Genomic DNA, 16,263 nt, shown 5'->3' on the forward strand with positions numbered 1-16,263 from the left:
AAAGCCCCCCGCCGGTGTGGCGGCTATGCGCCGCCGGTGGCGTGCTTGAGGATGATGTCGGCGATCAGATCGCGGTCCGCATCGGTGACGCCCAGCAGTTCGCGCCGCGCATACCGCACCTCGGGGCTTTTGGGGTTGCGGAAGTCGACGCGGTCGCGCAGGCCCAACTGGTGGACCCGGGCCGTGCGGCTGACGAAGGGGGCAAACGACACGGTCGCGGTGGTGGTGGTGGCCGAGCGCTTGAGGTAGCGGGCCTTGCGCAGCCCTTCGAACATCCGCTTGATGCGGCCGGCCTTGTCCCGGGTGCGCGGCTTGCGCGGATCGAAGGGGCTGCCGTCCGGGTTGCGCTGATCGGCAATGCGGTGGTTCTGGCTGCGCTGCAGCGCCTGGGCGATCTCCGCCATGGCCGCCTTGCGTGCCGCCGGGCCCAGGTTCTCGAGCAGCGGCGAGGCCCAGCCCGCCAGATCGTCGAGGGCGTCGGCCATCAGTACGGCCCCGCCACGACCCAGGTGGTGCCGGAGCCGGACGCGGCTGGCGTCACTTCACCCAGGTGCTCGGTGCGCAGACGCCGCTGGCCGTCGACCACATCTTCATGCACGGCGACGTTCTCGACCAGGTCGACCTTGATCACGAGGTCGATGGTCTTCGCGTCGATGAATTCGGCTTCGAAGCGAACGGCGCGTTCCCGCTGTTCCTTGTTGAGCGCGATGTCAGGCTGATGCTTGCTCAGCCATGCGAGCACGGGCACGGACACCTTGTCCACGTCGCCGGTAAAGTCCAGCAGCACCAGGGTGCCCGTGTACCGGTACGCGAAGGACAGAGAGGCGGTGCCCTTGGCCACCAGCGTGCCCTGGTCGGCGAACACCTTGAGCCGCTGCGGATCGGTGGTGTATTCGGGCATGGCCTGGGCCAGGAATGCCCGCAGAGCGTGGAGCTTCTTCACCGGCTGCCGATCAGCGCTGTTTGCGCATCTCGCGCAGGTTGTGCCACAGCACGTAGAGGTAGACCGCGCAGGCCGCGCCGAGCAGCAGCAGCCAGTACCGGCCCTGCAGGCCGCCGAGGAACATCAGCAGGCCGAGGCCGGCCACCAGCGGAATCTTCACCAGCAGCAGGCCGGGCAGAACCCCGACCCTGGCGAACAGCTTCGCCATGAGCGGATTGAGCTCAGACCCGCCACGACCGAGGATGCGCTGCGTGGTGTAGATGTCGGCGAGGTTGAGCACGCACAAGAGGATGTAGAGATAAATCATGGGGCTTCCTGTCTTTGGGTTTCCCAGTCCTGGCGGGCCTTGGTCAGGGCGCGCTGGACGGCGTTGTAACTGTCGATACAGAGGTTGAGGTCACGGACGGCGTCGTCTCCGCTGTCGGTGATGGCGACAAGGTCTGCACCAGTCGCCGGGTCAAGTTCGGTTCTCGCTTCGTCAGGCGCAGTGCCGGTACTTCTAGCGGCGGCGGGCAGAGCAGGCTGGCAGGCACCGGCGCCACTGCCAGCGGCTGGCCGGGTGGGGACTGACAGGCGGATACGGCCAGCGCGCACGCCAGCAATGAAAGCGTCTTGAGCGTTTTTCTCACGGGTCATTTCCTCCTGATGGCGGGTGTTGATGTCTTCGAGCTCCAGGCGCAGATCGGTGGCCTGACGTTGGGCTTTATCTCGAGCGACCAGCGCGTCGGCAAGCGCTTGGGCGGTGGCCTGGTCGACACGGTCCTGCGCGGCATTCCAGAGGATCTGCGTTTCTGCTTGGCCCCGGGCGTATCCGGCAGCGTCGACGCGATGCGCGCCCCAGGCCAGTGCTGTGAGGACGGCGATGACTGCGGCCGCGATCAGCCATTGAGCGAGTTTCATGAAGCGGCCCTCAGACACTCGGCCTGCTGCCGCAGGCGATCCGTCCACACGCCGCCGCAAATCTTGTTGCCCGGCGTGGAGCAGTCATATCCGCCGGCGAACTTCCATGCCGGGATGGCATTGCACGCGCCGACGTAGTCTTCGGCGCGCAGGCGCAGCACGATGGTCGAGGTGCGACCAGCCTTGCCGCCCGTGCAGAAGTTGAACGTACCGATGTTGTAGGCGAGGTCGACGTAGATGTCGTACTCGGCCTGGTGGAGCTTGACCTCGGGGCCGATGCACGCGCGGATCTTCGGTTCGTCCCGCTGGACGTGGATCAGCGCGGTGCGGAGCGCTTTCACGGGCGTGGTCCGGTCGCCCATCTGCACGCGGCTGCCGTCGTCGCGCACGGTGCTGCCGAAACCCACCGTGGGTACGTCGCCCCGGGTGGGAATGATCGCGCTGTCGGTGTAGCCCTCGCGGATGGCGATGCCCACAAAAGCCGAAGCGCTCAGGGTCAGGCCCGCAATGGCCACGCGCACCTTAGCGGACATGGCCACCTCCTGTGATCTGATCCATCGTTGCCCGGTGCTGTTCGTCCTTGCGACGCTGTTCAGCTTCGTGCGCCTCAGCGTCCCGGGCTGCCTGGGCCATCCGCACGGTGCGGGTGATGTGCAGTTCACGAGCTTTGTAGATCCAGTTGACGATGAATCCGGCCACGGCCACGGCGATGCCCAACCAGGCAACGTGGTCACTGGAGAGCAGCCATTGGCCGCCGCTGGCCGTCGCGCCACCGGCCACGGTCACACCGGTTGCGATCTTGCTGCCCAGGCTCGGGACCAGGGCGTCTAAGCGTTCGATCAGGTCGAGTTCTTTGGACATGGTGTTTCAGTCCCACAGGGACACGGTTTTGGCTTTCGGGGTGGCAGTCGGTGGGTCTGGCAGCACCACGCGCGTTCCCAGGGGTAGGAACGGGCCGAGGGCAGCCAGGCCAGGGTTTAGGTCGTAGGTCGCTTCCGTCACCTCGGCCGTCACACCCAGATGCCGGCGGCACAGGATGTCGACGGTGTCGTTCTGGCGGGCGATGACCGTGACCGGCATGGCTAGATCAGCTCCGAGGTCATGCGAGCGGTGCCCTGGATGTCACGCACGGCCCAGAAGGCATCGCGGCGCAGCTCGTTTGCCTGGGCCGCGCGGATCTCGGCTCCGTTGTTGGCCCGGCCGGTGGCCTCGATGCCCGCATAGCGTTCCAGCAGCGACGCCCGAGTCAGTGCGTAGACCGCCGTCTCGAACTGGCCGACCTTCACGCTTTGGCCATTGATGGCCAGCGCCGGCACGTCCGCCAGCGTCGCATGGCCGGCGGCCGACTGCGTGGCCCACCAGGTGGCCAGGTCCTGGACGACGCTGGCCACAGCGGTGGTAGCCGCGTGCGTGAGCCGCTCGGCTGTCACCGCGCCGTCGAGGGCCACGGTGTCCCGCAGTTTGGCCAGGTCGATGACAGGCCAGACAGGGCCAGCGTTGAGCGTGCCCAGCGGACTGGGGTCTTCGGACGGCGAGGTCACGACCAGGGGCGGGCCGTTTGCGATCAAGGACATGGTCGGGCGTCGGTTGAGGAATAGGGGGGCGGTGGTCGCCGTGCGTTGTGGTGAGGACCTAACCTTTCACGCGGCACGGCGAGCCGCCCGGCACCGGGGGTGCTCGGTTGGGCTACTTCGCGGCAGCGGGTTTGCGGCCCGGCTTCGCGCGCGCAGTAGCGGCTTTGGGGGTGGCGGTTGCCGTCTTTTTGGCAGCCGTTTTGTTGTTGACCACATCCGGCTTGGGTGTGGGCTCAGCAGCAGCCGCGGCTGTGTCGGCAACGGGCGCCGCTGCTTCTGCCGCTGTAACAGCCGGCGGGGCGTCGGCGTCGGGCAGCGTGACCTTGCCGGCACTGGCGGCGGCGAGCTTGCGCTCGATGCGCTCGATGTCTTTCTTCACGCCGGACTGTGCGTCGTAGCTCAGCGCCGACTGCAGCAGTGCCAACGCCTGATTGAGCACGGTGGCCGGCAGGACTTCGAGATCCGGCGACTCGGCGGTCTGCACCTTGCCCAGCAGCGCATACGCGATGGCCTTGTGCAACTTGGCGCGCGGCTGGTCATGCGCATCTTCGGCTGCCGTGATCGCCTGCACGCCCTGCAGGATCTGCACGGCCGGGCAATCCGGATCGGGTACCAGGGCCGGCTGGCCCGTTTCCGACTTCCCGACCTTCAGCGGCGTCCAGCGGCCATTGAGATAGGCGTCCGCAAATTCTTCGATGACCGTGGTCGCTGTACTGCGTTCATAGCGGTCCGGCAGGCGCAGCTTGTACTGCAGTACGTAGGTTGCCATTTCCAGGGCCAGCGCATAGGCTCCTGCGTCGACGGCCCACACCATGGTGGTGGTCACGACCTTGTCTTCGGCCCCGTTGCCCTTCTGCACAGCACTCGTGATCCAGTCGAAGTAGTCCGGCAGGATCTCCGCTTTCACGCTGGCCTTGAGCAAGATGCCTTGAATTTCTTTGAGGCGACGTTGGTCAAAAGCCAACTTGGCCAGCATGAGCTGGTAGGCGTCGCCTTGAACTTGTTTTCCGAAGGGCGAGGCCGCTTGGGCCTGTTCGGCCATGACGCGGGCGTAGTGACGCTGAGCAGGGGATAAAGGCATGGTCGTGCGGGATAGGTTGGACCGATGGGCCCGGCCGCGTGGCGACCGGGATGCGGCGGTTACTCGGCAATCTCGATGTTTTCGACCAGCGCGGCCAGACCGTTGTCCTCGAGCACGAAGGCGTCGTTGCTGGACTCGAAGTTCTCCACCCGGTTGCGGCGGGGGTTCTCGATGATGTGACGGCGGCGTGCGCCGGACTGCCAGTAGACCGACAGGTTGTCGAACGTCGTGACCAGCACGGCATTGGCGGGGAAGAACGGCACTGTCACAGCCTGCAGCCCGCCCACACGCTTCTGGCTGATCACCACTTGCGAAGCCAGCGTCTCGGACGGGGCCTGGGTCACGTTGACCAGAGGGAAGTACTTGTCGTGCATCAATGCACTGCCCAGGATGGCCACGAGGTTGGGGTTCTGGCGATGCCAGGGATCCAGCAACTGGATGGCGTCGAACACCGCCGCGTCGATGTTCTTGTAGTCGCCACCCACACCGATCACGACCTTGCCTGCCTCGACATCGCCCGAGGCGAGAACACGACCGGGCGCATCTTCGCGCAGGTGCTGCAGCCAGCCCTTGTTCACGTCCTGCAGCAGCGGATTGGCAGCGATGTCCGTATCGGCCGCAGCACTGAGTCCATTGAACCCGATGCAGATGCGGTCGAGCGCCTGGCGGATGACCAGTTGCATGGCCACGCGGTTTTGGAAATCGGGGAACTTGGCCCAGGCGTCGATTTTTTCGTAACCCAGGTGGGTGTCATAGTTGGTCTGGACGCACTGGTAACCGATCTCGCTCAAGGTCGTGAGGTCGCGCGTCTGACGTTCCTTGTTCGCGGTGTTGGTGCGGCCGGCACTCGGGCCGGAGAGACCGAGGCCCAGCTTTGCGCCGGACTTCTCGTCGACGGGCACGAGGTTGATGCGCTTGAGGAAGTCGCTCGACTCCTGCATTTTGTTTTCGAGCTTCTGCTGCACGCTGGGCACGACGTTGAACGTCTTGTCCACGTCGGTGCTCCCAACGGCGTTGAGGCTGGCCACGCGGCCCAGATACGCGTTGTAGATTCGGCGGCTTTCGGTCTTCATGATCGGATTTCCTGCTGTGGTTCGGATAGATGGCTCGGCGCGAATGCGGCCGGCTTAGAAGTCGGTCTGTGCAGCGGCCTCGCCGCCAGTTGCCGGGGGGCGCTGCGTGTAGTTCGGCGTGCTGTCGTACTTGTCGTGCTGCGTCTTGAGCGCTTTGAATTCGTTGCGCAGATCGGCAATGGCCCGGTCGTTTTCGGCTTGATGCTTTTCAGCGGCAGTGACGTGTGTCGCGAAATGCGTGCCCACCTGTTTCAGGGCATCGGCCACGGCAGAAAAGCGCGAGTCGTCGGTCGTCGACTTGCCGGTGAACAAGGCGACTGCACCGTCCAGCGCCGACTTGAACCGAGCGGCCATGCCGTTGGCTGCAACTTCATCGTCGGAGAATTCGAAGACGACTTCTTCTGCAGCGGCGAATAGGTCGCCTTCGTTGGTCTTGCGTGCGGCAAACGGGTTGACCGCTTGCGTGGCCGCGAAAGCCAGCATCTCGGTGCCCAGGCTGGCCGGGTTGTCCGTCACGGCCAGACCGGTGAGATACGCCTCGTTCGAGTCCGCGAAACTCGGGCGAACTTCGATAGATGTGTAGAGCTTCTGTTTCTTCTTGACCAGCTCGACGAGTTCGTCGGTGGGTTCGATCTGAGCCAGCAGGGCCAGCTTTTTGGTGCCGCTGATTTCGACCTCTTCGGTCTTCACCGCCAGCACATCGCCGTAAGCCTTGAAATCGCCACTCGGGCTGAAGCCGCGGATGTGTTCCATGTTGACGCGCGCACCGTATTTCTTGGGGTCGTAGTGCTTGGCGATCTGAGTCAACCAGACGCGCTCGATGGTGCGGCCGTCGCTGGTTGCGCCTTCGACGGCGACGCGGAAAAACTGGGATTTCTTGGCCATGAGTGGATGTGCCTCGCTGGGGGGTTAACAGGGACGCAAAGGGTGGTTGGTGCGTGTGTTCCCATGTTGATCCGGGCCCCGCGCGCGCTCAAGCCGCGCACTGTGTGGCGGTGACGGGCACGGATGCGAGTGCTGGCGATAAGGGGGAGGCGTCGGCAACCTTGGCGGCATGCCAAGAAAGAAAGCCGCAGGGGGCAGCGTTGCCCCTGTATCCAAGAGAGAGCCCGTTGCCCCGTGGGAGGACGAGGGGCTCGTGTGTGCCGTCGAAGAACCGCCGGCAGCGGGCGCTCAGATTGCCACGCTGACGCCTGAAGCGCAACCCCGGACTGCCGCACGATTTCTGTACTGGCAAGGGTGGCGAATCAAGCTCATTGCCGAAAAATTGGGTCTGCCGCCCACGACGGTTTACGGCTGGAAAGACGCTGAGAACTGGGACAAGTTCACGCCGCTGGAGCGCGTGAACGGAGCGCTCGAATTCCGCATGGTCCAGTTGATCATGAAGGACACCAAGACCGGCGGTGACTTCAAAGAAATCGACCTGCTGGGCCGGCAGCTCGAACGCACGGCGCGGGTCGAGAAATACAAGGAAACCGGCAAGGAAGGCGACCTCAATCCGGCTATCGCCGCTCGCAACGCCGGGCCGAAGAAACGGCCCAAGCGCAACCAGTTCAGCGAGGCCCAGATTGAGCGCCTGGTCGAGCTGTTCCATGAGGGCAATTTCGCCTATGGCAATCGGTGGTTCGAAGCCCAGAAGGAGCGCACGCGCATCCTGCTCAAATCGCGGCAGATCGGCGCGACCTACTACTTTGCGCGCGAGGCTTTGGTGCGTGCCGTCACCGAAGGCCGCAACCAGATTTTCCTGTCGGCTTCGAAGGCCCAGGCCCACCAGTTCAAGAACTACATGATCGCCTTCGCGCGGGAGGTTGACGTCGACCTCGGCGGCGATCCCATCGTGCTGTGGAACAACGCTGAGCTGCACTTCCTCGGTACCAATGCGAAGACCGCGCAGGGCCGCAGCGGCGACTTCTATTTCGACGAGTTTTTCTGGGCCGGCGGCTTCAAGGAGTTGAACAAGGTGGCCAGCGCGATGGCCACGCACAAGCACTGGCGAAAGACCTATTTCTCGACTCCGTCGGCCAAGTCGCACGAGGCATATCCGTTCTGGACTGGCGAGGATCTCAACAAGCGGCGCGACAAGACCAAGCACCTACAGCTCGACCTCAGTCACCGCGCACTGGCCGATGGCATTCGCTGCACGGATCGCCGCTTCCGCCACATCGTGACAGTGGAGGATGCGGTCCGCATGGGCTGCAACCTGTTCGACATCGATGAGCTGCGCAGCGAGTACTCCGACGACGAGTTTTCCAACCTGTTCATGTGCGAGTTCATCGACGACAGCCAGTCGATGTTTCCACTGGCCCTCATGCAGTCGTGCATGGTGGACTCGTGGACCGAGTGGGCCGACGACTTTAAGCCGCTCGCGCAGCGGCCCTTCGCCCACGCACCCGTCTGGGTGGGCTACGACCCGGCGCACACCGGCGACTCGGCCGCACTGGCGGTCATTGCGCCCCCGCGTGTGCCGGGCGGCAAGTTCCGACTGCTGCACCGCCAACAGTTCCGGGGCGCGGATTACGAGGCCCAGGCCAAGTACATCGAGTCGATCACCAAGCAATACAACGTGGCCTACATGGGCATCGACACCACAGGCATGGGGCAGGGCGTCTATCAGCTCGTGCTGAAGTTCTTTCCCCAAGCCCGGGCCTACCAGTACGACCTGGCTATCAAGTCACGCCTGGTTCTCAAGGCGAAACACGTCATCAGCAAAGGCCGCCTGCAGATGGATGCCGACTGCACCGACGTGGCTGCAGCGTTCATGGCCATCAAGCGTGTGCTGACACCCAGCCAGCGGCACGTGACCTACCACGCTGGCCGCAGTGACGACGTGGGACACGCGGATCTCGCCTGGGCCGTCATGCACGCACTCGACAACGAAACACTGGCCGGGGATGTCCTCGGCTCCAATTCTTCCGTGGAGATTTACGAATGAAGATGCGCCACCGCGCCCATCAGGCCCAGCCGGCGCCCACAGCAGTGCAGGCATCCATCGCCCCGAGCGAGGGCGTCGAGATGTTCACCTTTGGCGAGCCCGAGGTGGTCGACCGTGCCAGTCTGCTCGACTATGTCGAGACAGCGTTCAACGGCCGGTTTTACGAGCCGCCCATGCCCCTAGATGGCCTGGCCAGCGCGTTCCGGGCCTCTCCGCACCACAGCTCGGCCATTTATCTCAAGCGCAACATTCTCGCGGCGATGTTCGAGCCGCACCCGCTGCTGACGCACGCGACATTCGAGGCCATGGTGTTGGACTTCCTGGTGTTCGGCAACTGCTACGCTGAAGACCGGCGCGCCATCACCGGCCGACCGATGGGCTATCAGCATTCGCTGGCTCGATTCACTCGGCGCGGCAAGGATGGGCGGTATTTTTTCGTGCAAGGCTGGCAACAGGCGCACGAGTTCGCGCAGGGCAGCATCTTTCACCTGCGCGAGGCCGACATCAATCAGGAGGTCTACGGGCTGCCGGAGTATCTGAGCGCGCTGCAGGCCGCGCTGCTCAACAAGTCGGCCACCATGTTCCGCCGCCGCTACTACGACAACGGCAGCCACGCGGGTTTCATCATGTACCTCTCCGATGCTGCAGTGGGAGCGAGCGATGTCGACACGCTGCGTGACCAGCTTCGCCGGTCGAAAGGCCCGGGCAATTTCCGGAACCTGTTCGTGCACGCACCCAATGGCAAGGCCGATGGGCTGAAGCTGATTCCGGTGAGCGAGATTGCAGCCAAAGACGATTTCACCGCGATCAAGAGCGCCAGCCGTGAAGACGTGCTGGCAGCGCACCGCGTGCCGCCCGGCCTGCTGGGGATCATTCCTAACAGCACTGGCGGCTTTGGCAATCCCAACGACGCGCTGCGGGTGTTCATCCGCAATGAGGTTCTCCCGCTGCAGGGGCGGTTCCGCCAGATGAACGAGTGGGCCGGTGATGAGGTGGTGCGGTTCGGCCCGTACCTGCTCGACGACGGCAAGCCCGCATGACGCTGGCCGGTGTGACCGGCTGACCGCACCAGAGGGCGCTAGAGGCGCCCTTTGTTTTGGCCCTCGCTACCCCTCAGTTGATGAGCTCGGGCCCGCCTGCGGTCCGCCTGACCCCCGCTGCGACCCTGCCGGGGCACCGCCGCCCCTCGGTCGAGCCGCTGAACTGCCTAAAAAAGAGGCATTTTCGGCCCCAAAAGGGTGCTTCCAGCCCTCGCGGCGCGCCACATCGCCCCCGCCGCGCCTCCCCGCTTCAAGGGGCGCAAATTACGACATGGTCGAGTGCGGATTGCACCCGAGATGCCAGTGCCAAGCCTGCTTCCAACCAAGCTCAAACCATTACGAGAATTTTCGAAATTTTCTGTACCATGTGTTGATCAGGAGGGACCATTGATGAGAGATCTTTTTGTCGCTTACTACCAGCCCACAGGTGAGCAATTCGGCACACTGTGGGACAAGGCACTCATCGTTCTCGACACCAATGTGCTTTTGGATCTATACAGGCTCCCCACTTCAACGCGGGATGAGTTTCTAACTGTTCTCTCAACACTTAAAGATAGATTGTGGATTCCGCATCAAGTTGCATTGGAGTTTCAGCGGCGCAGAATTACAGTAATCAATGCCGAGCGAAAATCAATACAAAATGGTCTGGAAAAAGCAGTAGGCTATTTTGGGGATTTAAAAGGAATTATTGCGGGATTGGAGTTGGAGAAAAGAGGTCTGCAAGAAAAAGGAAGCTCGTTAGAGTCTGGTCTTATTGCTATGGAAGAACAGGTTGCGAAATTATTTGATGAAATATTGGCCAAGCAGTTAAATTCTTTTTCTGAGGATCCAATTAGAGATTCTCTGGATGAATTGTATAAGGGTGGGGTCGGTGATGGGCCTGTGAGTCAAGATGTATTAGATGGTGTTTTTGAAGAAGGTGAGGGGAGGTTCGAAAATTTAATTCCACCAGGTTTTCTTGACGCGGCAAAAGATAGAAATCCTAAAGAGGCGAATTTCCTTCATGGCCAACTGAAATATAAAAGTAAATTTGGAGACTTGCTGCTTTGGAAGCAGATGATCGATCATGTCCGTTCTGGAGATAGAAAGCATCTGATCTTTGTTACTGAAGATAAAAAGGAAGATTGGTGGAGAAGGGAGTCTGGAAAAACAATAGGGCCGCATCCAGAGTTAATTAATGAAATGCGTATCAGTGGTGGAGTGGAGCTATTTTGGATTTATTCTTCTCTTCAGTTTGTTGAGCATGCAAATAAATATTTTCATGCGGGGGTCTCAAGTGAGGCTGTTCGCGAAATTTCGCAAGTTTCGGTCGATGAGGTTGACTCGGGTGGGTACGCCGGTATTCATAAAAGTCTAATAAATTTTTACAGCGATATCGAAGATGATGATTATGAATTCATTCGTACTAAGAGTCATTCGGCATTCATGATGAAGCATTGGCTCGAAATGGAGGTTGGTACGATTGGTGTTGATTTGAAAAATGATGAAATATTTCTTGCGCGCAGGTTTGATGGTGTGTATGCATTTGAATTCAAAGTTGTGCTTCGATTAAATGTGTCGGATATTCTGAGTATCTGTAGGTCTGCATTTAACGATGCGGCAGATAGAATTCGGACAGGTTTTTTTTCAGGCTATGTTTTGATATTGATTTTTGATAAGATAAATTTCATGTCGCTATTGCATGGGCGCCAGGGGGATAGGTTTATAGAGCGACTGCAGGATGTCATGGTTTCTTATGGATGCAAAAGTATTATTTTTGGGTTCGTAGAGAGAGGAATGTTCGTAAGATATGGCGGAATTGGAGATGATGTGATCTCGGAGGTTAAGCGGATGGCAATGTAAATTTGCCTCTGAAATAGACGCAGTTGGTTTTTTTGGGTGGATGATGTTGGTTAAATTGACGGCATAATTAATCGAAACCTCAAGTAAGGTGTTGTTTCTAAAGAGTTTGTGTCTTACACCGCTTCCGCCAAATGGCCCCAGCCAGCGGCGCCCCAAGTCTCCGAATCGCCCGCCGCACCTCATGCCGGCTCATCGCCCGGTCACAGTTCGTGACCCGGCGCGAGGTGCAGGCTTGCATCGATGCCGAGCAGGCTCTCGAGTCGTTTTTCATCTTGCGCGAGGTCGTCGCTGCTGCCGCGGTAAACCACCGTTCCCCTTTCGAGCACGATGGCCGTGTGGGTCATCGAAAGGGCCAGAACCGGGTGCTGCTCGACCACGATGGAAGCCAGTCCTTCGCTGTCGCACAAGGCCTTGATGGCGGCCGCGAGTTCATCGACCACGATGGGGGCGAGGCCCTCCATGGGTTCGTCCAGCAACAGCAGCCGCGGGTTGGTCATGAGCGCACGACCGATTGCCAGCATCTGCTGCTCGCCGCCGGACAACTGGTTGCCGTAGTTGCCGCGCCGCTCCCGCAGTCTCGGGAAAAATCGGTAAACGCGGTCCAGGCTCCAGCGGCCCGGGCTGGCGACCACGGTCAGGTTCTCCTCGACGGTCAGGGAGGGGAAGACCTCACGTTCCTGCGGCACCCATCCCAGTCCGGCCCGCACACGCCGATGAGGGGGCATGGCCGTGATGTCTTGCCCTTGCCAGTGAATGTGGCCGCTCCTCACGCGTGTGTTGCCCATCAGTGTTTCGAGCAGGGTCGTCTTGCCGACGCCGTTGCGCCCCAGGATGGCGAGGCTCTGGCCTTCGCCGAGGGTGAAGCTGAGGTCGTCGAGCACGACGGCGTTGCCATAGCCCGCGCGGACGCGGTCGAAAACGAGTGAATCAGGCATCTGTCGCAGCTCCCTGGGCCATCTTGTTGGTGCGGTGTCCCAGATAGACATCCCTGACGCGCGGATCGGTCGAGATTTCCCTGGGTGTGCCCTCGGTCAGGATCTCGCCGGCAACCAGCACGGAGATGCGCCGCGCAAAACGGAACACCAGGTTCATGTCGTGTTCGATGAACAGGACGCTGATGTCGGCGGGCAACTCGGCAATGACTTCGAACAGCTCGCTGCTCTCGCCTGCAGGGATGCCGGCCGCCGGCTCGTCGAGCAGCAGGATGCGAGGCTTGGCAGCCAGGGCCAATGCGATTTCCAGCAACCGTTGTTTGCCATAGGCGAGTTCGGTGACGGGCGTATGAGCCAGTGGAGACAGCCGCAGCCTGTCCAGCAGCGCGTGGGCTTCGGTGTAGATGGGCTTATGCCACTGCAGGGGCTTCCACCACTGCCCGCCGAGCCCGTCGCGTTCGCAGATCGCCAGCACGACCGACAGCAAAGGGGTCAGGCTGGGGAACAGCGTGTTGATCTGGAACGTGCGGGCCATGCCGGCGCGTGCGCGGCGATCGGCACTCTGTTCGGTGACGTCGTGCCCGCCGAGGTGAATGCTTCCACTCGTGGGCCGGTAAACGCCCGTGAGCAGATTGATCAGCGTGGTCTTGCCGGCACCGTTCGGACCGATGAGGGCCTGCCTGGCGCCCGGCTCGAGATCCAGGTTGACCTCGTTGACCGCCTGGAAGGCGCCGAATCGGATACCCAGCCCGCGCGTACGAAGGGCCGTGTCCTGGAGGGTGAAGTTCATGGCCATGCTCACGCTCCCCGAATCTTGAAGGCGCGAGCCAGCATGCCCATGATGCCGCCGCGCCCCAGCAGAACCACGGCAATCAGGAACAGGCCCAGCCAGAACATCCAGTATTGAGGGTTCATGTCGGCAAACCAGTCGTGCACGAACATGTAGACGATGGCACCGATCAGGCCGCCATACAGGCGCCCCGTTCCGCCCAACACCAGAATGATGAGGATCTCGGCGGAACGATTGAAGCCGATCGATTCGATGCCCACGAACTGTGTGGTCTGCGCGAGCAAGGCACCGCTGTAACCCGCCACGGCGGCCGAGAACGCGTAGGCGAGCCGCAATCGGGCATCGACCGGACAGCCGATGGCCAGCATGCGCTTGCGGCTGTCGTGGATGCCGCGTAACGCCAGCCCGAAAGGCGAACGCAGGACAAGCCTCACCAGCAGAAACGCAGCCAGCACCATGACGAGGCTGTAGACAAAAGCGGTCTTGCCGAAGAGATCGAATTCAAACAAGCCCAGGACCGGCCATACGTCCATGCCCTGCAGGCCGTCCGATCCGCCGGTGATGCCCGTCAGGCGGTTGACCAGCTCCGTCAGCAGCAGGCAGACGCCGATGGTGATCATCAGCCGCGTGAGATTTGCACCGCGCACGACGAAGGCGCTGAGCAGGTAGCCCAGTGCCAGACTCACCAGCGCCGCCAGCAGCAGACCCGAGAAGGGTTCGCCCCAGCCGTGCTTCGCCAGCAGGCCTGCGGTATAGGCGCCTGCACCGAAGAAGGCTGCATGGCCCACCGTCAGAATGCCGGCATAGCCCAGCGCGATGTCGAGCGAGACGGCGAACAGGCCGAAGACAAGAATCTGGCCCAGCAGCGTCAGATGATCGGGCAGCAGGAACAGGCCGCTGGCCAGGACCAGCCAGAAAGCCACTTCGGCGGCTTGCAGCGTCCGAGGGGAAAGGGAAGGCTTGGTCATGCTTGGCCTTTGCGTGGAATCAGGCCGTTGGGCCGGACGATGAGCGTGACGATCATGAAGACATAGATGAGGAAGGCGCCGGCCTCGGGCCAGTAGTACTTGCCTGCCATGTCGACCACGCCGACCAGCAGCGCCGCGACCAGCGGACCCGTGATCGTGCCGGCCCCGCCGACACACACCACGATGAGGAAATACACCATGTACTTGAGAGGAAAGCTGGGCTCGAGCCCCAGCATGCCCAGGCTCAACGCGCCACCCAGGCCCGCAAGCCCGCTGCCCAGCGCAAACGTCAGCAGGAAGAGACGCTGGACGTGGATGCCGGTACCGGCGGCCACGCGCTGGTTGTCCACCGCCGCCCGCACCATCGCGCCGTAGCGCGTGCGGCTCAGAACGAGCATGAGTGCGCCGAAGACGCAGGCTCCGCACACGATCAACAACAACCTGTAGCGCCCGATCTCCAGCCCGCCGCCCAGGGCGATCTGTCCGGCGAGCTCGGGTGGCAGAGCGAAGGGTTGCATGGTCGGGCCGAAGAAGTACGTGAACACGGCGATCGAGACAAACACCAGCCCGATCGACATCAGGACCTGGTCGAGCGGGTGCGCACGGTACAGCCTTCGATAGAGCAGAACCTCCAGCACCGCCCCTGCCAGCGCAGCCGCGACGAAGGCGCCGCAGACGGATGCGTAGAAGTTCCAGCCCAGCTGGCTCATGGCAAGCGCCGCGGCGTAGCCGCCGGTCATCGCGAACGAGCCATGCGCAAGATTGACGAAGTTCATCAGCCCCAACGTGACCGACAGCCCGACGGCCATGAGGAAGAGGAGCATGCCGTAGGCCACTCCGTCGAAGAGCACGATTTCCATGTGTGTTCCGGTGTCTGTCGTGGTGGCAGGGATTCAGGCAAGGAAGCGGCGGCCAGCCGCTCACTTGCCTTCTTTTGCCGGGTCTTTGACGCGTTCGAACTTGTCGAACTCGACGTTCACGAGCTTGCCGCCGACACGTTCCGTCTTGCGGATGTAGACGGTCTGAACCACGTCGCGCGTGACGGCATCGATCTCGATCGGGCCACGGGGGCTCTCGAATTGCAGGCCCTTGAGCGCCTCCATCACTTTGTCGCCGCCGACATCGCCTTTTGTCTTGGCGAGGGCCAGCTCGATGGCGGCCATGGCGTCGTAGGCCGTGATGGCGAAGTAGCTCGGCCGCATCGAGGTGCCGAAGTCGGATTCGAAGTCTTTGATGAACTTCTGGTTCTTGGCCGAGGCATGCGCGTACGAGTAGTGGTGGCTGGTGATCAGACCCAAGGCGACGTCGCCCGTGGCTTCGAGGTAGCTGTCATCGGTGGCCTCGCCAGGCCCGAACAGCTTGATGCCCGCTTCGTCCATGCCGCGCTCTTTCCAGACCTTGAGGAAAGCGGGCGGCATGACGCCGGAGGGAAAGAAAAAGAACACCGACTGCGGTTTGGCGTCCTTGATCCGCTGCACATAGGCCGAGAAATCGGGGTTGTTCATCGGCGTGCGCAAGCGCCCGACGACCTTGCCTCCGGCGGCCTCGAAGGCCTGGCTGAATGCCGTGTCGGCATCGGTTCCCGATGCATAGTCGGCCACCACCGTGTAGGCCTCCTTGATGCCCTGCTTGATCATCCACTGTGCCAGCGGAGCCGATGTCTGCTGGACCGTGAACGACAGGCGGGCGATGTAGGGCGAACTGGTCGTGATGGCCGAAGAGGAGGCATTCATCACGAGCGTCGGAATCTTGGCCTGCGTGACGATGGGTGCAATGGCGTAGGCGTTGGGGCTGAAGTCGAGACCTGTGATGAAGCTCACCTTGTCGCGCACCACCAGTTCCTGCGCAAACCGCTTGGCGGCATCGGGCGCCGCGCCCCCGGTGTCCTTGCGCACGATCTCGACCGAACGGCCGGCGATCTTGCCGCCGTGCTCTTTCAGGTACAGGGCAACGCCTGCATCGAACTGCCGGCCGTAGTCGGCGTACGGGCCGGAATAGGTGGCGATCATGCCGATACGGAGCGGTCCGTCGGCCGCGTGAGCCGAGGCCAGAACGCCAAACAGGCCCAGGGCCGTGGCAGCCAGCAGCGTTCGTTTCTTCATCATCATCATTCACCCCTCTTTAAGATTAGCCGGCAAGCCGGACGAAATGTAAAAACGTGGATCGTGCGCAGCGCCCGGTTCGAGCG

At 62.0% G+C, this 16,263-nt stretch carries 19 protein-coding genes; 3 read left to right on the forward strand and 16 right to left on the reverse strand.

Translation table 11 applies throughout. The features are described 5' to 3' along the window. Nucleotides 1-23: 23 nt before the first annotated feature. From EC845_RS09600 to EC845_RS09650, 11 genes are all read right to left on the reverse strand, one after another. The gene (locus EC845_RS09600; RefSeq protein ID WP_123297571.1) at nucleotides 24-485 is read right to left on the reverse strand and encodes a phage virion morphogenesis protein; all 462 of its coding nucleotides are present in this window, start codon (nucleotides 483-485) and stop codon (nucleotides 24-26) included. After that, on the reverse strand, nucleotides 485-943 hold the full coding sequence (locus EC845_RS09605) for a phage tail protein (RefSeq protein ID WP_123297573.1): 459 nt from the start codon (nucleotides 941-943) through the stop codon (nucleotides 485-487). The genes EC845_RS09600 and EC845_RS09605 overlap by 1 nt, the downstream gene beginning before the upstream one ends. Before the next feature lie 10 nt (nucleotides 944-953). Beyond that, nucleotides 954-1,250: a DUF5658 family protein gene (locus tag EC845_RS09610; protein WP_123297575.1), complete on the reverse strand. Its 297-nt coding sequence runs from the start codon at nucleotides 1,248-1,250 to the stop codon at nucleotides 954-956. After that, nucleotides 1,247-1,843 (reverse strand): lysis system i-spanin subunit Rz, encoded by a 597-nt coding sequence (locus EC845_RS09615; RefSeq protein WP_123297577.1) that lies wholly within the window; start codon nucleotides 1,841-1,843, stop codon nucleotides 1,247-1,249. The genes EC845_RS09610 and EC845_RS09615 overlap by 4 nt, the downstream gene beginning before the upstream one ends. After that, the gene (locus EC845_RS09620; protein ID WP_123297579.1) at nucleotides 1,840-2,376 is read right to left on the reverse strand and encodes a glycoside hydrolase family protein; all 537 of its coding nucleotides are present in this window, start codon (nucleotides 2,374-2,376) and stop codon (nucleotides 1,840-1,842) included. The genes EC845_RS09615 and EC845_RS09620 overlap by 4 nt, the downstream gene beginning before the upstream one ends. Further along, a complete protein-coding gene (locus EC845_RS09625) occupies nucleotides 2,366-2,704 on the reverse strand; it encodes a hypothetical protein (RefSeq protein WP_123297581.1) in 339 nt (112 codons plus the stop codon). The genes EC845_RS09620 and EC845_RS09625 overlap by 11 nt, the downstream gene beginning before the upstream one ends. Nucleotides 2,705-2,710: 6 nt before the next feature. Further along, the gene (locus EC845_RS09630; protein WP_123297583.1) at nucleotides 2,711-2,923 is read right to left on the reverse strand and encodes a tail protein X; all 213 of its coding nucleotides are present in this window, start codon (nucleotides 2,921-2,923) and stop codon (nucleotides 2,711-2,713) included. Between the two features lie 2 nt (nucleotides 2,924-2,925). Beyond that, nucleotides 2,926-3,417, reverse strand: coding sequence for a head completion/stabilization protein (locus EC845_RS09635; protein ID WP_123297585.1), 492 nt, complete (start codon nucleotides 3,415-3,417; stop codon nucleotides 2,926-2,928). Between the two features lie 112 nt (nucleotides 3,418-3,529). Continuing rightward, a complete protein-coding gene (gpM, locus tag EC845_RS09640; protein ID WP_123297587.1) occupies nucleotides 3,530-4,498 on the reverse strand; it encodes a phage terminase small subunit in 969 nt (322 codons plus the stop codon). A gap of 59 nt (nucleotides 4,499-4,557) precedes the next feature. Then, on the reverse strand, nucleotides 4,558-5,571 hold the full coding sequence (locus tag EC845_RS09645; RefSeq protein ID WP_123297589.1) for a phage major capsid protein, P2 family: 1,014 nt from the start codon (nucleotides 5,569-5,571) through the stop codon (nucleotides 4,558-4,560). 54 nt (nucleotides 5,572-5,625) lie between these two features. Then, nucleotides 5,626-6,456 (reverse strand): GPO family capsid scaffolding protein, encoded by an 831-nt coding sequence (locus EC845_RS09650; RefSeq protein ID WP_123297591.1) that lies wholly within the window; start codon nucleotides 6,454-6,456, stop codon nucleotides 5,626-5,628. Between the two features lie 169 nt (nucleotides 6,457-6,625). On the opposite strand from EC845_RS09650, the gene EC845_RS09655 reads away from it, so the two are divergent. The 3 genes from EC845_RS09655 (at nucleotide 6,626) to EC845_RS22145 (ending at nucleotide 11,385) form a co-directional block, all read left to right on the forward strand. Beyond that, the gene (locus EC845_RS09655) at nucleotides 6,626-8,503 is read left to right on the forward strand and encodes a terminase large subunit domain-containing protein (protein ID WP_123297593.1); all 1,878 of its coding nucleotides are present in this window, start codon (nucleotides 6,626-6,628) and stop codon (nucleotides 8,501-8,503) included. A gap of 2 nt (nucleotides 8,504-8,505) precedes the next feature. Beyond that, complete coding sequence (locus EC845_RS09660) at nucleotides 8,506-9,543, forward strand: phage portal protein (RefSeq protein WP_370451294.1); 1,038 nt, start codon at nucleotides 8,506-8,508, stop codon at nucleotides 9,541-9,543. A gap of 390 nt (nucleotides 9,544-9,933) precedes the next feature. Further along, on the forward strand, nucleotides 9,934-11,385 hold the full coding sequence (locus EC845_RS22145) for a PIN-like domain-containing protein (protein WP_148077277.1): 1,452 nt from the start codon (nucleotides 9,934-9,936) through the stop codon (nucleotides 11,383-11,385). A gap of 200 nt (nucleotides 11,386-11,585) precedes the next feature. Here the strand turns inward: EC845_RS22145 and EC845_RS09670 are convergent, their stop codons facing one another. Genes EC845_RS09670 through EC845_RS09690 form a run of 5 tightly spaced genes read right to left on the reverse strand, consistent with a single transcriptional unit; the run spans nucleotide 11,586 to nucleotide 16,183 of the window. Then, nucleotides 11,586-12,320, reverse strand: a complete 735-nt coding sequence (locus EC845_RS09670) for an ABC transporter ATP-binding protein (RefSeq protein WP_123297599.1) — start codon at nucleotides 12,318-12,320, stop codon at nucleotides 11,586-11,588. Next, complete coding sequence (locus EC845_RS09675) at nucleotides 12,313-13,107, reverse strand: ABC transporter ATP-binding protein (RefSeq protein ID WP_199739761.1); 795 nt, start codon at nucleotides 13,105-13,107, stop codon at nucleotides 12,313-12,315. Before EC845_RS09675 ends, EC845_RS09670 begins: the two co-directional genes overlap by 8 nt. Before the next feature lie 8 nt (nucleotides 13,108-13,115). Continuing rightward, the gene (locus EC845_RS09680) at nucleotides 13,116-14,075 is read right to left on the reverse strand and encodes a branched-chain amino acid ABC transporter permease (protein WP_123297603.1); all 960 of its coding nucleotides are present in this window, start codon (nucleotides 14,073-14,075) and stop codon (nucleotides 13,116-13,118) included. Next, on the reverse strand, nucleotides 14,072-14,935 hold the full coding sequence (locus EC845_RS09685; RefSeq protein WP_123297605.1) for a branched-chain amino acid ABC transporter permease: 864 nt from the start codon (nucleotides 14,933-14,935) through the stop codon (nucleotides 14,072-14,074). Before EC845_RS09685 ends, EC845_RS09680 begins: the two co-directional genes overlap by 4 nt. Nucleotides 14,936-14,995: 60 nt before the next feature. Continuing rightward, nucleotides 14,996-16,183: an ABC transporter substrate-binding protein gene (locus tag EC845_RS09690; protein WP_123298052.1), complete on the reverse strand. Its 1,188-nt coding sequence runs from the start codon at nucleotides 16,181-16,183 to the stop codon at nucleotides 14,996-14,998. Nucleotides 16,184-16,263: the final 80 nt, after the last annotated feature.

The sequence above is a fragment of the Comamonas sp. BIGb0124 genome (assembly GCF_003752175.1).
In the GTDB taxonomy this organism is placed as follows: domain Bacteria; phylum Pseudomonadota; class Gammaproteobacteria; order Burkholderiales; family Burkholderiaceae_C; genus Comamonas_F.

What these genes read in the sequence shown, in the direction of transcription:
- EC845_RS09600 (WP_123297571.1), bottom strand. Translation starts at nt 485, where the DNA reads ATGGCCGACGCCCTCGACGATCTGGCGGGCTGGGCCTCGCCGCTGCTC.
- EC845_RS09610 (WP_123297575.1), bottom strand. Translation starts at nt 1,250, where the DNA reads ATGATTTATCTCTACATCCTCTTGTGCGTGCTCAACCTCGCCGACATC.
- EC845_RS09615 (WP_123297577.1), bottom strand. Translation starts at nt 1,843, where the DNA reads ATGAAACTCGCTCAATGGCTGATCGCGGCCGCAGTCATCGCCGTCCTC.
- EC845_RS09620 (WP_123297579.1), bottom strand. Translation starts at nt 2,376, where the DNA reads ATGTCCGCTAAGGTGCGCGTGGCCATTGCGGGCCTGACCCTGAGCGCT.
- EC845_RS09625 (WP_123297581.1), bottom strand. Translation starts at nt 2,704, where the DNA reads ATGTCCAAAGAACTCGACCTGATCGAACGCTTAGACGCCCTGGTCCCG.
- EC845_RS09630 (WP_123297583.1), bottom strand. Translation starts at nt 2,923, where the DNA reads ATGCCGGTCACGGTCATCGCCCGCCAGAACGACACCGTCGACATCCTG.
- EC845_RS09635 (WP_123297585.1), bottom strand. Translation starts at nt 3,417, where the DNA reads ATGTCCTTGATCGCAAACGGCCCGCCCCTGGTCGTGACCTCGCCGTCC.
- gpM (WP_123297587.1), bottom strand. Translation starts at nt 4,498, where the DNA reads ATGCCTTTATCCCCTGCTCAGCGTCACTACGCCCGCGTCATGGCCGAA.
- EC845_RS09645 (WP_123297589.1), bottom strand. Translation starts at nt 5,571, where the DNA reads ATGAAGACCGAAAGCCGCCGAATCTACAACGCGTATCTGGGCCGCGTG.
- EC845_RS09650 (WP_123297591.1), bottom strand. Translation starts at nt 6,456, where the DNA reads ATGGCCAAGAAATCCCAGTTTTTCCGCGTCGCCGTCGAAGGCGCAACC.
- EC845_RS09655 (WP_123297593.1), top strand. Translation starts at nt 6,626, where the DNA reads ATGCCAAGAAAGAAAGCCGCAGGGGGCAGCGTTGCCCCTGTATCCAAG.
- EC845_RS09660 (WP_370451294.1), top strand. Translation starts at nt 8,506, where the DNA reads ATGCGCCACCGCGCCCATCAGGCCCAGCCGGCGCCCACAGCAGTGCAG.
- EC845_RS22145 (WP_148077277.1), top strand. Translation starts at nt 9,934, where the DNA reads ATGAGAGATCTTTTTGTCGCTTACTACCAGCCCACAGGTGAGCAATTC.
- EC845_RS09670 (WP_123297599.1), bottom strand. Translation starts at nt 12,320, where the DNA reads ATGCCTGATTCACTCGTTTTCGACCGCGTCCGCGCGGGCTATGGCAAC.
- EC845_RS09675 (WP_199739761.1), bottom strand. Translation starts at nt 13,107, where the DNA reads ATGAACTTCACCCTCCAGGACACGGCCCTTCGTACGCGCGGGCTGGGT.
- EC845_RS09680 (WP_123297603.1), bottom strand. Translation starts at nt 14,075, where the DNA reads ATGACCAAGCCTTCCCTTTCCCCTCGGACGCTGCAAGCCGCCGAAGTG.
- EC845_RS09685 (WP_123297605.1), bottom strand. Translation starts at nt 14,935, where the DNA reads ATGGAAATCGTGCTCTTCGACGGAGTGGCCTACGGCATGCTCCTCTTC.
- EC845_RS09690 (WP_123298052.1), bottom strand. Translation starts at nt 16,183, where the DNA reads ATGATGATGAAGAAACGAACGCTGCTGGCTGCCACGGCCCTGGGCCTG.